Consider the following 15,317-nt stretch of genomic DNA (forward strand, 5'->3'; position numbering starts at 1 on the left):
GATCTTTCAAAAGTAAAAGCTCAGGTTAAATACTAAAATTTAAAAACTCAAATTTTATTCCACAAACAGCAAAGCCAAACGTACCTGATCATAACCCATACGCGGACTGGTCAGTTCCACGATCGGACGTAATTTAATACTGCCATCATCATTAAAATGATCTGAGTTTTGACGTTTGGTTAGACGTTTATAAATCTTGCGGACTTGTTCAACGACTTCTTCACCCGGATGAGCCACTGAGATATCCAGCCCTTGCTCCTTATGCAAACGCCCCAGATGGTTAATGATGGTTGCCGGCGTTAAACCACGTTCAGTTGCAATATCGGAAATCTCATAACCTTCTTCAAACAGTTCACGGGTTTCATCCAAGGTTGCAGTCGCGTAGTTTTGCTTGCCACCATTTTTGGCAATTTTCTTCTCATTGCGCTGGATCTCGACTTCGTTCAAAGTGCCACCACAATGACGGATAAAGGCCTTATGCTGTACAGTCAAATCCACGTTTTCAAAATTCGCTTCAGCTTCATCCGACAGTTCCCGAAAGCGGCGATCAGCTTTAATGGCAAGACTATCCAGTTCCAGAGCCTGTTCATTAAAGCCTTTCAAACGTAGACCATTTAAGCTTTTCAAACGGGATAATGCTACATAACCTTGACCTTTTTCAAAGGTATGGCTCAAGTCAATCTCAGCAGCTTCTAGCGTCATGCCTTGAGACTTATGAATGGTAATCGCCCAAGCCAGACGTAATGGAATCTGCTGGAAACTGGCAATGGTTTTGCCTGCTTCATTATCCACCGACCAGGTTTCAGGCTCTACAATCAGGGTAGTTCCATCTGTCAGTTTGACCTTTGGCAGAACGCCATGCTCATCATCATCTTCAAAGCCGATCACTTCACCCAGACTGCCGTTGATATAGCCCATATCAAAGTTATTTTTCACGAACATGACCTTGGCATGTTTTTTCAGGGTTAAGGCTTCGGGTGCACGGACTGAAGACTTTAAGGTTTCTATCAGTTTTTCATTGCCATCACATTGCGCATCAAACTGGCGTGGATCCTGATCAATTTCATTCAGATGCTTAAAGTTAATGCTGTCTACATCCATATTGTGGGTATAGAGACGTGTATAGTTATCGCCAATATTCTGCTGACGTGTAGCCTGCAGTGCTGAACGATGTTCAGGTGAAATGGCCTGTGCACGAATGGCATTCAGAATATCATTCAGATAGTCATTACCCTGACGATGCTGCTCGGTCAGATAACAAACCCGAAACTTGGCTTCAACCCAAGCATCCGACATAAAGCAGAATTTATCGCGGTTACGTTCATCATTTTTTCCAACGGGCGGCAACTGGAAAAAGTCCCCTGCGACAATGACCTGAATCCCACCGAAAGCTTCATCACTTTCCCTGAAATATTTCAGTACCTGATTGACCAGATTGAGCTGCTTGGCATGCAGCATAGAAATTTCATCAATAATCAGAACTTGCGCATTTTCCAAGTGTTCTTTCAGGTATTTACGCTCTTTCATCCGCTTCAGGTCTTCTTCAGACAAAAAGTCTTTGATCCCGATTCCGGCCCAGGTATGAATGGTCATACCATTCATATGCGTTGCCGCAATACCAGTCGACGCAGTAATGGCGACCGACACCTTACGGGCTTTCAGATAATTGATATATTGATTGAGCGTATAAGTTTTCCCTGCACCCGCAGAACCGGTTAAAAAGACATTTTCCCCTGCTTTTAAGAGCTTAAGTGCAGTTTCCTGTTTCATAAAAGAGATACCGTAAAAGAACGGCTATAGCCTAACGATTTTTGCCGGAAAAGTTAAGCTTCACGGACAGAAAAGCACTGAATCAGGTCAAGCCTGCAGGTTTAACCAGTTAATAAAATGCTGGGCAATATTGATATATTCAACTTCCGCTTTTTGATTATTTGGGTACTCAAGCTGGTCAAAGATGACTTGATCATTCTGCAACTGGCAGCCTAAAATCAGAGGTAACTTGATGGCAGGATGTGACATGCGAAAGACCACATATTCACCTTCGACTATACGCTGTGCATAACTTGCAGCCAGACAGTTCCGGAATATTCTGGCCTCTTCAATAATCCGCTCCAGTGTTTTCAACTCCTCAAAACGCCAATTAAAATACAGTAGAAAATGTGCCTGTGTCAGCGGTCTCCAGCTGGCAAGCGCAAAGTCTTTTTTGAGCTTGGCAATAATCTCTTGCTTCTGAATCTGTTCATGCCAGGCAACTGCCTGCGTAAATAAACTGGTCCAGCTTAAATTTTTAGGCACTTCTGTTTGAGTAGAAAAATACTGCGGCAGATAATCGCGGATATAACCGTCAAAACAGGATTCACGTACATGCCGAGCGTGTAAATAAAAACGCTTTCTAAACTCTACAAATGGAATCTGGTTACGTTGTAGCACGTTATAAAAATTACGGTCTTGCTGAGTTTGAGGCCGAATATAAGCCAACACATCCTCCGGCAAATCACAGGTAATCTTATACAGATGCTGCATATAAGCTTGCATCACTCGGCTTAAGTTGGCATAGACCCTTTTAGTTATCTGATCATCCATTGCCACTACATCCCGCAATAATCCGATCCATTCATCCAGATATAAAATCGATGGACTAATCGCAATGCGATGATCCTCAATAGCCTGACGCGTTCCTTTGAGAACAACTGTTCGATTCCGCTCATGCTCAAACCAGTGATGCTGAAGGGCATATTGATGAACATCATCAATAAACAGACGTGCTGCGATATATTGAAAATACTGCAAGGTGGCTAAAACAATCTGCGGATGAATATGATGCGTATCAATAAAGCTTAAAGCTGTTGCCGCCACCCGCACACTGCTATGTTGAATATTGCCGCTCAGCCAATCCAAGATTTCCGCAGGCTGTTTAAATAGCCAGTTCACTACCCGATGACAATCAAATAAGGGAAGTTTGGCGACTTTTTTTTGCCATAAATAAGGATTATTTTCCAGAAAATTGCGTTTGGATAGCAGATCACTCCGATGCCAGCTATCACGATTCATCAGCCGGACAAAGCCCAGTAGATGACTTTGCTCTTCGGCATGCCGATACAGCAAACGGATATCGTCAATATGGTCATTCAGTTCATGCAGATTGAACCGGTTTTCAAAGGATAAGGAGATAATCCGGTAGGTCGCTGGGTGCAGAAACTCAGGCGCACTGAAACAGAATGCATCCAGACTGTCCATCACTGACTGAATCGATAGAAACTCATCTGGCTGCAAATATTGCAAGGAAAAGATTTGCTGTAGCTGTTTTAAAACATGCGCCGGAATCTCATGTCCACTTTGAAGACAATTACTGATACAAGGCTGAGTATAAACTTCGGCTTTAATCATAAAGGAGTCGATGATTTCAGCCTGCACAAGCGACATCTGTTTTAAGCAATTAGCAACTCGGTCAGGCGCATTAACCCATATATAGACTTGATCAATAATAAGTTGACGGAGCTGTTTGGCTTTATCACGTAAAAACAGGGAATGCTGGGGCTTTAAATCCCCAGTCAGAAAGTAAATATCCTGAAAGAAAAACTCTTCCAAAGCCTCTGCTTTAGCCAGCCTGGAATCAATCTGCATTTCTGCTAAGGCATGGGGACTTTCCAGATTTAAATCTTGAGGTGTATATAGCTGTATATTTAATAAGCCATTAAGCAGATCAATTCGATGCTCATCCTGATGAATCCTGAACAAATTCTGGGCATTCACATGACCAATAAGCGCCATTTGATCCAGATACAGCTGATTTAACTCAGGAAAAATACTGAGGCATTGTTCAGCGAGCTGTCTGAATGGCAGTAACAAACCCTCCTGTTCCATATTTCCCCCTTCGTTTTAACCCTATTGAGTTACAGACCTACTGAATTTCAATCCTTTAAAATCGCTTTTTCCTTTCTATTACAGAAATTGAAGCATGGTGATTTTTTAGACGATTCGATCTCAATGTAAAGCAAAGCAGGAATGATGAAAAGACCTAGACTTCATCTTGCCGACGTCTGTCAGCCAACAGTTCTAGCCCCTGATAGATCTTGTGTTGTAAATACTCACGAAAATCAATCAGATCATTCTCGTGCTGCACATGATGAATTGGCTGCCGCGGCATAAACTGAAAATAAAAAGGCAAGCGTTTGGGAAACAGATTTTTAGGTAAGGAAGGAATCACGTCACTATGACGTAATAATTTATTGAGTTGGGGAATTTTTAATAATTTTTGAAAATACTTATGTTGAATGATCTTATTGGCATCAAATCCAATCTCATAGATTTCATCACCGCCCAGTGCAGCAAAAGGGACTATATCGTATTGAAACTCTTGAGCCAGCTTAAGGAAGCCATAACGCTCTTTCCAAATCAGCTGATACTGCTCACCTTCCCGTTTCAGCACTTCACGGCCACCCCCCGGAAAGACCAGAATCGAGTAGCCTTGCTGCATGGCCGAGCGGACATAGTCCTGTATGCCATCAATAGCACCAAATTTCTTCACTGCTTCACGCCATAGCGGCACATAAAAATGGCTATGATCAGCAATACTGACCACAGCCACTTGATGTTCATTGTACAGGTAATCAATCAGCATTGGCGCATCAAAGATGCCATACATGGAATGATTACCGACATACATTGCAGGTCGACTGGCATCAATATTTTCAGCCCCTAAAAAAGTAGGCGTGAAATACAGTTTGGATAAGGCACTTAAGCGCCTGATCCATGCTGCGTCATGCTTGACCTGCAAAATATACTCCCGGCTTACGCCACGCGTTTTTGTACCAGGATTGAACCCACTGAATAGCCTGCACCAAATGAACACAGTACGCCATATTCGCCGTCTTCAACTTCATTTGCAGTACGATGTAAGGCAATAATGACACCTGCGGAAGAAGTATTGGCAAACTCATTCAGAATGATAGGTACCAGACCTGGTTTGGCATTTTCTTTACCCACTACCAGTTTCAGAATCAATTCATTCATGCTGGCATTGGCTTGGTGCAACCAGAAGCGTTTTACATCTGTAGGTGCAATATGATTTTTCTCAAGTTGAGCAGTAATCATCTTGGCAACCAGTGGACACACTTCTTTAAATACCTTACGACCGTCCTGACGGAAACGTTTGTCGTCAATATCTGCATTTTCAGACGTATTCAGGAAGCCGAAGTTATTACGGATATTGTTTGAGAACTGGGTAAATAATGATGTATCCAGAATCTCGAAACCGGTTTTAGTTTCAGTATCTTCAATGATCGATGCAGTTGCGACATCACCAAAAATAAAGTGACAGTCACGTGAACGGAAATCGGTATGTGCAGAGGTAATTTCGACATTTACCAGCAATACACGACGTGCACCTGCTTTGATGGCATCGGCAGCCTGTTTTAAACCAAAAGTTGCTGCTGAACATGCGACGTTCATGTCATACGCATAGCCTTGAATACCCAGAGCAGTCTGGATTTCAATCGCAACCGCAGGATAAGCACGTTGCAGGTTTGAACATGACAGGATCACGACATCGATATCTTCAGCAGTGACACCGGCATTTTCCATCGCCTGTTTTGCGGCAATCACGCCCCATTCTGCCTGAAGGGAAATTTCATCATCTGAACGTTCACGTAGATTTGGACGTAAACGTTTTGGATCGAGGATGCCAGTTTTTTCTGACACATAACGGCGTTGTACGCCTGACGCTTTTTCAATAAATTCTGCGCTAGAACCACGACGCGCATCTAATTCGCCTGCAGCGATTTTATCTGCATTTTCGTGATTATACAGTTCCACATAAGCATTTAAACTTTCAACTAACTCTTCATTGGTAATGACATCTTCCGGATGGAACAAGCCAGTACCCGTAATACGGATGCCCATGTAAAACTCCTTCTCAAAATGACCTATATCTTAACTGATTCCAAGACGTTCCCATACTTTTTGCAGGCGAGTTGGAGAAACGGGTGTTTTCGTTTTCATCGGTTGAGAAAACAATGAGATCCTTAACTCCTCAACCATAAAATACAATTCTTTAAGGCGAGCGTCATTTTTAAACTTAAATAATTTTTCCATCCACGGATCAATTTGGTCAATGGCGGAATCATCCCTCTGTAGGTTATTTGGCAAGCGCTCTAAACGCAAGATCAGGGCTTTCAAATAACGTGGAAATTCTGACCATACGTCGGAAGGTTTCCGATAAACGAAGTCAGAAAGACTCATCAAATCAAGCTGATCCTCAATATCATCAATATTTTTTCCAAATATAGATGGGTCTAAAACCAGTAATTTACGACGAATTTCCTGCCACTGGATATAAATATCCGTGATTTCTTTCAGTGCAGTCTGGCCATGAGTCAGGAAAGATTTTTTTACATCCTCTACCAACTTTTGGAACTCTTGCATATTGACAGGCAGCTCATTAATTGACAGGTGCAGTGTGGCATAAACTAACATTTGCTCCAGTTGGGCCTTATCGCCAAGCGGTGAATATGCCAGTGCCAGCGGTTTGGAAATCTGTTTTTTCAACTGACGCACCAGATCTCCGAGCTGCATATGCACCAGTCGGATAATCCCTTCACGATGCTGTTTGACCGCTTCAGCCTGATCATTAAAGGTCTGAATCACGACACCAGATTCATCTTTCTGTTCCAGTGCAGCAAAGTCTTTGGTCGGAACCAATGCCTGATATTGCTTGACCACTACACCCGTCACTTTCTGCGACGCTTCAAAGACAAAGTTTTCCGGGAAGGTTTTAAACTCACCTTTTAACTGTTTCACCGGACTATGAGTTTCAGTACGGCAACGGGCTTTCAGCTCGGCCAGATTACGGCCTTGTTCAATCACGCGACCTTTTTCATCTATCACCTTGATCAAAGGCAAGAGATATTGCTCAATCCGATCCAAGCTAAAATCTTTTACTGTAATCTGCTCGCCACGCAACTGGAAAGCCAGAAAACTGAAAATATGCTCACGTAAATTGACTGCATCAATACGGGCTGCCAGCTTTTTCGCAGTATCTGGAATCGGCACCAGACTACGGCGTTTATCTTTAGGTAAACTCTTTAATAAAGCTTCGATCAGCTCCAGACGCCAGCCCGGAATCCCCCATGACCAGATATTTTCATCGACCTGCGGCAAAGCCTGCAGCGGGATTTTAACCGTTGCACCATCTTCATCATGACTTGGGTCAAAACGGTAACTGGTCGCCAGACGCAATTCACCATTACGTAAATAATCCGGAAACTGTTGCGTGGTTGGACGATCATTCAGCCAAAGCGCATCATCATCAATAAACAGATAACGTGGATCATGTGGTTCTACTGTCGCACGCCAGTCCTCAAAACTGCGGCGACTGGCTACTTCAGGTGGCACTTTGGAGGCATAGAACTGGTAAATGGTTTCTTCATCCACCACCAGATCACGACGGCGCAGTTTGTCTTCTACCCGCTCCACTTCTTCCAGTTTCAGCAAATTATGCTTCAGGAAGGGTGGATTAATACCGAGATTGCCAGTCGTCAGTGCATCACGCAGGAAGATTTCATGCGCAGCTGGCTGATCCACTTTCTCATAATTGACCGGACGTTTCGGTTCAATGATCAGACCAAATAGAGAAATCTGATCATACGCATTGACTACACCCGCTTTTTTCGACCAGTGCGGCTCAAAATAGTGATGTTTCAGTAAGTCCCGCGCAGCCAGCAGAATCCATTCCGGCTCAATCTTTGCCAGAGTTCGTAAATACACCTGCGAGGTTTCGACCATTTCAAAAGCCATCACCCATGGGGTATTAGTTTTGTGCAGTGTTGATGCCGGGAAAATCCTTGCTTTCTGCTGACGAACTGCCATAAACACATTACGTTCATCAGTCTTGTTGGCGATAAAAGACAGTAAGCCGGTCAATAAAGCACGATGTAGATTTTCATAACTGGCTTTCTTTTCATTAAAGGACAGCTTTAAGCCTTTAGCCAGATCCACCAGCTGCTCATGAGTTTTCTTCCATTCACGCAGACGTAACCAGCTCAGGAAATGATTCCGTGCAAAAGTACGACGTTTGTTTTCGCTCATACTTTCACGGTTGTTATGCAAGGTATCCCAGAGCTTGATATAAAACAGGAAATCTGAATCTGCTTCACGGAACAAGGCATGTTTCTGATCGGCCTGCATCTGCTTATCCGCAGGACGTTCACGTGGGTCTTGTACTGCCAGCGCCGCGACAATCACCAAAGCTTCATTCAGCGCACCAAAATGCGCACCGCCAAGAATCATTCGCGCCAGACGTGGATCAATTGGCATTTTTGCCATTTGCTGACCGATCTTGGTTAATCCCCCTTGTGTTCCCCCTTTCTTAAAGGGGGAAGAAGTTGCCGACTGCTTTTCGTCGGCAACTTTAGGGGGATTTTTCTCCGTCATTGCCCCAAGCTCAATCAAGAGCTTGCGACCATCATTGACCAGACGGTGATCTGGTGGCTCAATGAAATCAAAATCTTCCAGTGAACCTAGGCCCAGACTTTGCATCTGTAAAATAACAGATGCCAGATTGGTCCGTTTAATCTCAGGTTCGGTAAATTCAGGACGACTTAAAAAGTCTTCTTCACTATACAGACGAACACAGACACCTGGCGCAATACGGCCACAACGACCTTTACGCTGATTGGCAGCAGCTTGAGAAACCGCTTCGATCGGTAAACGCTGCACCCGTGAACGATAGTTATAACGGGAAATACGGGCAAAACCGCTATCAATCACATAACGAATATTCGGAACAGTTAATGCTGTTTCTGCTACGTTGGTGGCGATAATAATCCGTCGACCGCCGCCCGATGGATTAAAGATTTTTTGCTGTTCTGCTAATGCTAATCGTGCGTAGAGTGGTAACACTTCCGTATGACGTGGACCATGCTTGATCAGGGTTTCCTGCAGTTCACGAATTTCCTGTTCGGTACTGGCAAAAATCAGGATATCGGCATGTTCAGGATGACCTTTTTCCTGTGCATCCTGAAAACATTCTTCTACTGCTGCAACCACTGCACGGGGCAGATTTTCTTCAAAATCATCAAACTCGTCGTCATCACTGCCGACAATGCTCATTTCAGAAATTGGACGATAACGCACTTCTACCGGATAGCTACGCCCTTCCACTTCATAGATCGGTGCGCCATTGAAGTAGTTACTGAAACGGTTTACATCCAGCGTTGCCGAGGTAATGATCACTTTTAGATCTTTACGACGCGGCAAGAGCTGCTTGAGATAGCCCATGATGAAATCGATATTCAGCGAACGTTCATGCGCTTCATCGATGATAATGGTGTCGTATTTGGTCAGGAACCGGTCATTGGCCAGCTCTGCCAATAAAATACCATCCGTCATCAAACGGACGATCGAATCCTGCGAGCCCTGTTCATTAAAACGGACTTTAAAGGAAATTGACTCACCCAGTTTCTCGCCAACTTCTTCCGCAATACGCTGCGATACACTACGTGCGGCCAGACGACGTGGCTGGGTATGGCCAATCAGACCAGTCAGGCCGCGACCTGCCAGCATGGCGATTTGTGGTAATTGTGTGGTTTTACCGGAACCGGTTTCACCAGCCACAATAATGACCTGATGCTGCTGGATCGCTTCAATCAGCTTGTCTGCATACTGGGTAACAGGCAGATCCTGATTCAGCTTGATATTGGGAATGCGTTCGATACGCTGCATGACTTTGGCATGCGATTTTTCAAATAATTCTTGATATTGCTTTTGGTTGGCATCTTTACCTTTTTGGAGTCGATTTAAACGATGACGGTCACGCGCCATAACGAGCTGATCTACATTTAAAGGACTCTGCACTGAGAAAACACCTGATATAAAAAAAGACAATAGGCAGCTATTTTACGCTGTATTGCCCCTAAGCGAAAGAACGGCCATTTTGAATATTTTTATAATTTTTTAATTTTTGCCCTTGAATTTTACTGCTTGCGGCATCATGTCTGAAGAGGCATTAAACCGGGGTGAGTCTTGTCATGATGTATTCACCATTCTACGGTTGAATCATTTATATCAAGAGCAATGCTGTTTGTGCTGATGGTGTTTTATTTTTAGCTTAATTCGGTTTTTCCGATGTATGTTATGTAAAAATACTGTTTCAGCAAGAAAAATAATTTCTGTACCCTATTGGAAATTAAATACAAACCTCAATCATGGAGACAATGATGAGCTTAATTAATACTGAAGTTAAACCGTTCAAAACAACTGCGTTCCAAAATGGTAAATTCATCGAAGTAACAGAAGCTGACCTTAAAGGTAAATGGTCTGTAGTATTCTTCTACCCAGCTGACTTCACTTTCGTTTGCCCAACTGAACTTGGCGACCTTGCTGACAACTACGAAGAATTCAAAAAATTAGGCGTTGAAATCTACTCAGTTTCTACTGACACTCACTTCACTCACAAAGCTTGGCACGATTCTTCTGAAGAAATCAAAAAAATCCAATACGTAATGGTTGGCGATCCTACTTGGACTCTTGCTAAAAACTTCGACGTACTAATCGAAGCTGACGGCCTTGCTGACCGTGGTACTTTCGTGATCGATCCAGAAGGTAAAATCCAAATCGTTGAAATCAACGCTGGCGGTATCGGTCGTGATGCTCAAGAACTTCTTCGTAAAGTTAAAGCAGCTCAATATGTACACGCTCACCCAGGCGAAGTTTGCCCAGCTAAATGGAAAGAAGGCGACGCAACTCTTGCTCCTTCAATCGACCTAGTTGGTAAAATCTAATCTGTATTAGATTGAACTGATTCAAAAAAAACCACGCTTTTAGCGTGGTTTTTTTTTGAACATTTATTTGATTGCTCTATTGGCCAACTGTTTTATTTTCCTTTTTCTTCTATCTAAAGCCATCCTGCCAAATCTTTATTTTTCACTTTAAAGATCATATAAAAATCAGGCATGCATATTGCATCCTCTCCATAACAATCCCCTACTTATGCTTACAATTCAGTTATACATCTTCAATGTCAGTTGGCATAAGTTCAAGACATAAGATAATAATATTCAGTGGAGGAAAACGTATGCAAAAACTGCTAACCGTGATCTCATGGGCTTATAGTCCTTCTAGCCGCCACCTGAAAATCATTTATAGCAATGGCGATATAGAGCTCTACCATCCTGTTCCCGAATTTGTTTATGACAACCTGTTAAGACGACAAGATAAAATGGCCTTTGTACAGAAATATCTTGAATACAACTTACATTTCGACCGAGTTTGCCTGTTTTAATTTAACTAATTTCTGCTTAACGATAAGTCACCATGAGTAAGCCAGCTCCAATCGGCAATGTACTCATGATAAAACCTGAATCCTGCTGGATCAGCTGAATAAATTCTTCTACTTCCGCAGCATGTGAAATCACATTATCCACCAGCAATACTCCACCTTTTGGCTTGAGTAATCGGGCCAAATGGGTCCAATAATCCACGTAAGCATCACGTTCTGCATCTAACAATATAAAATCAAATACGTCCTGCTCAGCGTGCAGATAATGCAAGGCATCTGTCACTTTAAAATCAATCAAATCCTTCAAGCCTAGCTGACTTGCATACTGCTCGGCCTGCGCAACTCTTTCTGCATCTATTTCTAATGTTGTAATCGTCGCTTGAGTCTGCCGGGCAGCTTCGGCCAGCCATAAAGTGGAATAGCCTGTAGAAGTCCCAATTTCCAGAATACGTTTGGACTGCTGGGCACGAATGAGTAATGATAAAAATCGGCCTGATTCAGGCTCAATATTTCGATAGCGTTGCAGACGTTCAGTTTGCTGAAGATCATGCGCATGAAAGGTCTTATACAGCTCCTGCATGAAACTTTCAAAATGTTGTAATTGATTCATTGCTCTTCCCTGAGGTGATCTAAATAAATTTTTTATGGATTGATTAAAGTGCCTGAACCAATTTAAAGCGTTCTACTTCACGATCATCACTGGTATTAATGCTTTCCGTAAACATGGATAGCGGTCGAACCCAAATCGAATAGTCACCATAAAGACATTGATAAACCACCAGCTTTTCCTCCGTTTCACTATGTGTTGCCACATGCAGGACCTGATAAAGCTTGCCCTTATAATGTTGATAAATACCGCGTTGTAATTCCATCGTTCAACTCTCAAATGCAGAATTCCAATCTTAACCGAAAAAGAGCAATATCATTCTAAACTACTTGAAAATTCATGCTAAGCACTCATATATAAGCTTGAAATTAATCATGAATTTTTCAATACATTTGCAAAACCGATCAAATTTATAAAAACAAACTGTTTTGTCTATTTATCGATTTAGCTTAGTATCTACTTATCGAATGAATTCTTACTCCTTTGGAGACGTTAGCAATGTTAGATCAAAATACTTCAGCTCAATTAAAAACACTACTTGAACGTTTGGAAGGCCCGATTGAATTAGTGGCAACTCTGGATGGCTCTGACAAATCAGCCAAAATCAAAGAACTGGTTGAGGAAATCGCTCAGCTTTCTGATTTAGTCACTGCGCGTTTTGACGGTACCAACAAACGTGCACCAAGCTTTGGTGTGGCAAAAGCCGGTGAACAGCCTCGTGTGTTCTTCGCAGGCTTGCCGATGGGCCATGAGTTTACTTCCCTGATTCTGGCATTGTTGCAAACTTCAGGCTATGCACCAAAAGTCTCTGCTGAAGTTCTGGAATCGATTAAAGGTTTGGGCATCAAATCTGACTTTGATGTATTTGTCTCACTCAGCTGTCATAACTGTCCGGATGTTGTTCAGGCATTGAACCTGATTGCTATCTATAACCCGGGTACAACAGCAACCATGATTGATGGGGCTTTCTTCCAGGACGAAGTGGAAGAACGTAAAATCATGGCCGTACCGATGGTCTTCCAGGACAATGAACATATCGGTCAGGGTCGTATGACGCTGGAAGAAATCATTGCCAAACTGGATACCAATGCCGCAGCCAAAGACGCGGAAAAACTGAATGCCAAAGATGCATTTGATATCCTAGTGATTGGTGGTGGACCTGCAGGGAATACTGCAGCGATCTATGCAGCACGTAAAGGCATCAAAACTGGCATCGTGGCTGAACGCATGGGCGGTCAGGTGATGGATACCATGGACATCGAAAACTATACCTCAGTGCAAAAAACCCAAGGTCCAAAATTTGCTGCGGAGATGGAAGCACACGTTCGTGAATACGGTGTTGACATCATGAACCTGCAACGCGTCTCTGATATTAAAGGTGCAGATAGCACAGCCAATGGTCTGGTAGAAGTGACTTTAGAGAATGGTGCCAAACTTGAATCTAAAACAGTCATTCTGTCTACCGGTGCACGCTGGAGAGAAATGAATGTTCCAGGTGAACAGGAATACAAAACTCGTGGCGTGGCTTACTGCCCACACTGTGATGGTCCTTTGTTCAAAGGTAAACGTGTTGCAGTCATCGGTGGTGGTAACTCGGGTGTAGAAGCTGCAATCGACCTTGCGGGTATTGTTGAGCATGTAACGCTGGTTGAGTTCGATACCAAACTTCGTGCGGATCAGGTATTGCAGGACAAACTGAACAGCTTGCCAAACACCACTGTAATCAAAAATGCACTTTCTACCGAAGTGATCGGTGACGGTTCACAAGTCACAGCGTTGAAATACAAAGACCGTGCAACTGATGAAGAGCACACAGTAGAACTTGCAGGGATCTTCGTTCAGATCGGTTTGTTGCCGAACACTGACTTCCTGAAAGGAACCGATGTTGAGTTAACTAACCGTGGTGAGATTGTGATTAACGAGCGCAACGAAACCAATGTGAAAGGTGTATTTGCTGCAGGTGACTGTACCATTGTTCCTTACAAACAGATCATCATCGCGACTGGTGAAGGTGCCAAAGCATCATTATCTGCCTTCGATTACATCATTCGCTCTGGTCAGTAAGATTTAAAATTCATGAATTAAAAAAGCCCGCGCAATGCGGGCTTTTTTTATATCTTAAAGATATCTTAAAGCTGACTTATTCCTGTAAAAGTTGAGCAGCCAGTTTTTCAATATTTCCCATTTCAGGATGTACAACAGCGACATTGGCTAAAATCGTCACTGCCTTTTTCTTGTTTAAATCAATCATCAAAATAGCAGAATGCCCTGCGGTATTTCCCCCATGCCAGATGATTTTGGTGCCATTTTCCTGTTCTCGCACAAACCAGCCCAATCCCAATTGGTAGCTACCTGCTTGTTCTGTGGTTGCTTGCTGAGTTAATTGTACTGCCGCATTTTTTGCATCGAGTTGAGCTTGTGCAAATCTGGTTAAATCTGAAGCTGTAGAGAGTACACCGCCCGCAGGTAAAAAGGTATCAAATGCCCAGGTGGTGATTTCTTTTCCTTGGGCATCAAATGCAGACACAAGTTGCTTAGCTGCTTGATCAGGCGAGGTATAGCTATGTTTCATCCCATACTTTTTAAAGACATATTCATTGAGTAACTCAGCAAAATCCTTATTTTGCGATTGACTCAAACTCTGTCCCAATAAAGCCACAGCCAAATTAGAATAATGTGGCACTTTTCCACTGTTATTTGCATGTTCAAGCTCTAAGGAATTTTTTAAATATTCTTCCAGTTTAGCTGCATCATATTCCTTATATGGATCAGTATCATCATCTACTTCCAAATTACTCGGTAGTCGTGGCAGTCCAGACGTATGATTGGCTAAATCCTGAAAGCGAACCTGGATATTGTCCTTGAATGGAAAGGCATAATAAGGATTAATCTTGTCATCCAGTTTAATTTTATTTTGTGTCACCAGTTCAGCCAATATGGTTGATGTCATCACTTTGGTCAGAGAACCAATTGCAAAGATTTTATCCTGATTGGCCTGGGCCTGGATTTTGTCCTTATGCTTCTGTACTCCATAGTAATGGGGTTTGTCCTGATCTAATACCGCTATCGCTACTTGAGTTTGTTCTGGAAAAGTACGAGTAGCCTGATAAATTTTCTCTGCAATCGCTTTTGGATAGCCTTGAATAGCATTGACTGTCTTATTATTTGCTGCGGTAGATTCGATATAGGGCGTAAATAAAAGGCCGGAAATCTGTTGATCATTATTTAAACTCATGCTGAGTTTCAGACGGTCTTTTTCAAAGTTGGCCTTATAGACTGCAGTCTCTTTACCTTTAGACTCTATATACTTAACCCGAATCGCGGATAAAAAATTGACTTGAAAAATAAGAGGACTAGAGCCATCAGTTGAGTTACCACACAAAACTTAAAACTCTAGTCCCGATGTTTAATAGTACCGAATTATTTTGCGTAATT

Annotated in this window: 11 protein-coding genes; 3 read left to right on the plus strand and 8 right to left on the minus strand. The window is 42.8% G+C overall.

The annotated features are described in order from the left end of the window. Positions 1–54: 54 nt before the first annotated feature. The 5 genes from FTU00_RS09295 to hrpA all read right to left on the minus strand — a co-directional run bounded on the left by FTU00_RS09295 (position 55) and on the right by hrpA (position 9,852). Positions 55–1,770, minus strand: a complete 1,716-nt coding sequence (locus tag FTU00_RS09295; RefSeq protein ID WP_180179590.1) for an AAA family ATPase — start codon at positions 1,768–1,770, stop codon at positions 55–57. A gap of 87 nt (positions 1,771–1,857) precedes the next feature. Next, the gene (locus FTU00_RS09300) at positions 1,858–3,864 is read right to left on the minus strand and encodes a hypothetical protein (protein ID WP_180179591.1); all 2,007 of its coding nucleotides are present in this window, start codon (positions 3,862–3,864) and stop codon (positions 1,858–1,860) included. Positions 3,865–4,018: 154 nt separating this feature from the next. Beyond that, complete coding sequence (locus FTU00_RS09305) at positions 4,019–4,777, minus strand: 1-acyl-sn-glycerol-3-phosphate acyltransferase (RefSeq protein WP_180179592.1); 759 nt, start codon at positions 4,775–4,777, stop codon at positions 4,019–4,021. A gap of 14 nt (positions 4,778–4,791) precedes the next feature. Then, a complete protein-coding gene (locus FTU00_RS09310) occupies positions 4,792–5,901 on the minus strand; it encodes a beta-ketoacyl-ACP synthase III (protein ID WP_004784039.1) in 1,110 nt (369 codons plus the stop codon). A 30-nt stretch (positions 5,902–5,931) separates the two neighbouring features. Then, on the minus strand, positions 5,932–9,852 hold the full coding sequence (hrpA, locus tag FTU00_RS09315; RefSeq protein WP_180179593.1) for an ATP-dependent RNA helicase HrpA: 3,921 nt from the start codon (positions 9,850–9,852) through the stop codon (positions 5,932–5,934). A 362-nt stretch (positions 9,853–10,214) separates the two neighbouring features. Between hrpA and ahpC the strand changes: the two genes are divergently transcribed. Further along, the gene (gene ahpC / locus FTU00_RS09320; RefSeq protein WP_004784041.1) at positions 10,215–10,778 is read left to right on the plus strand and encodes an alkyl hydroperoxide reductase subunit C; all 564 of its coding nucleotides are present in this window, start codon (positions 10,215–10,217) and stop codon (positions 10,776–10,778) included. A 293-nt stretch (positions 10,779–11,071) separates the two neighbouring features. Then, entirely contained in the window at positions 11,072–11,278 is a 207-nt protein-coding gene (locus FTU00_RS09325) for a KTSC domain-containing protein (protein WP_004784043.1), read from the plus strand. A 16-nt stretch (positions 11,279–11,294) separates the two neighbouring features. Here the strand turns inward: FTU00_RS09325 and FTU00_RS09330 are convergent, their stop codons facing one another. Both FTU00_RS09330 and FTU00_RS09335 read right to left on the minus strand, forming a co-directional pair. Further along, positions 11,295–11,885 carry an O-methyltransferase gene (locus FTU00_RS09330; RefSeq protein WP_180179594.1) on the minus strand — a complete coding sequence of 197 codons (591 nt, stop codon included), beginning with the start codon at positions 11,883–11,885 and terminating at the stop codon, positions 11,295–11,297. A gap of 43 nt (positions 11,886–11,928) precedes the next feature. Next, on the minus strand, positions 11,929–12,147 hold the full coding sequence (locus FTU00_RS09335) for a DUF1653 domain-containing protein (RefSeq protein ID WP_004784046.1): 219 nt from the start codon (positions 12,145–12,147) through the stop codon (positions 11,929–11,931). Positions 12,148–12,380: 233 nt separating this feature from the next. Here FTU00_RS09335 and ahpF point away from each other — a divergent pair, with 233 nt between their 5' ends. After that, on the plus strand, positions 12,381–13,946 hold the full coding sequence (ahpF, locus tag FTU00_RS09340) for an alkyl hydroperoxide reductase subunit F (protein ID WP_180179595.1): 1,566 nt from the start codon (positions 12,381–12,383) through the stop codon (positions 13,944–13,946). A gap of 76 nt (positions 13,947–14,022) precedes the next feature. On the opposite strand, the gene FTU00_RS09345 is transcribed toward ahpF, so the two are convergent. Further along, positions 14,023–15,117, minus strand: coding sequence for a serine hydrolase (locus FTU00_RS09345; protein ID WP_257229803.1), 1,095 nt, complete (start codon positions 15,115–15,117; stop codon positions 14,023–14,025). Between the last annotated feature and the right edge of the window lie 200 nt (positions 15,118–15,317).

The sequence above is a fragment of the Acinetobacter sp. YH12041 genome, assembly GCF_013419975.1.
Classification (GTDB): Bacteria; Pseudomonadota; Gammaproteobacteria; order Pseudomonadales; family Moraxellaceae; genus Acinetobacter.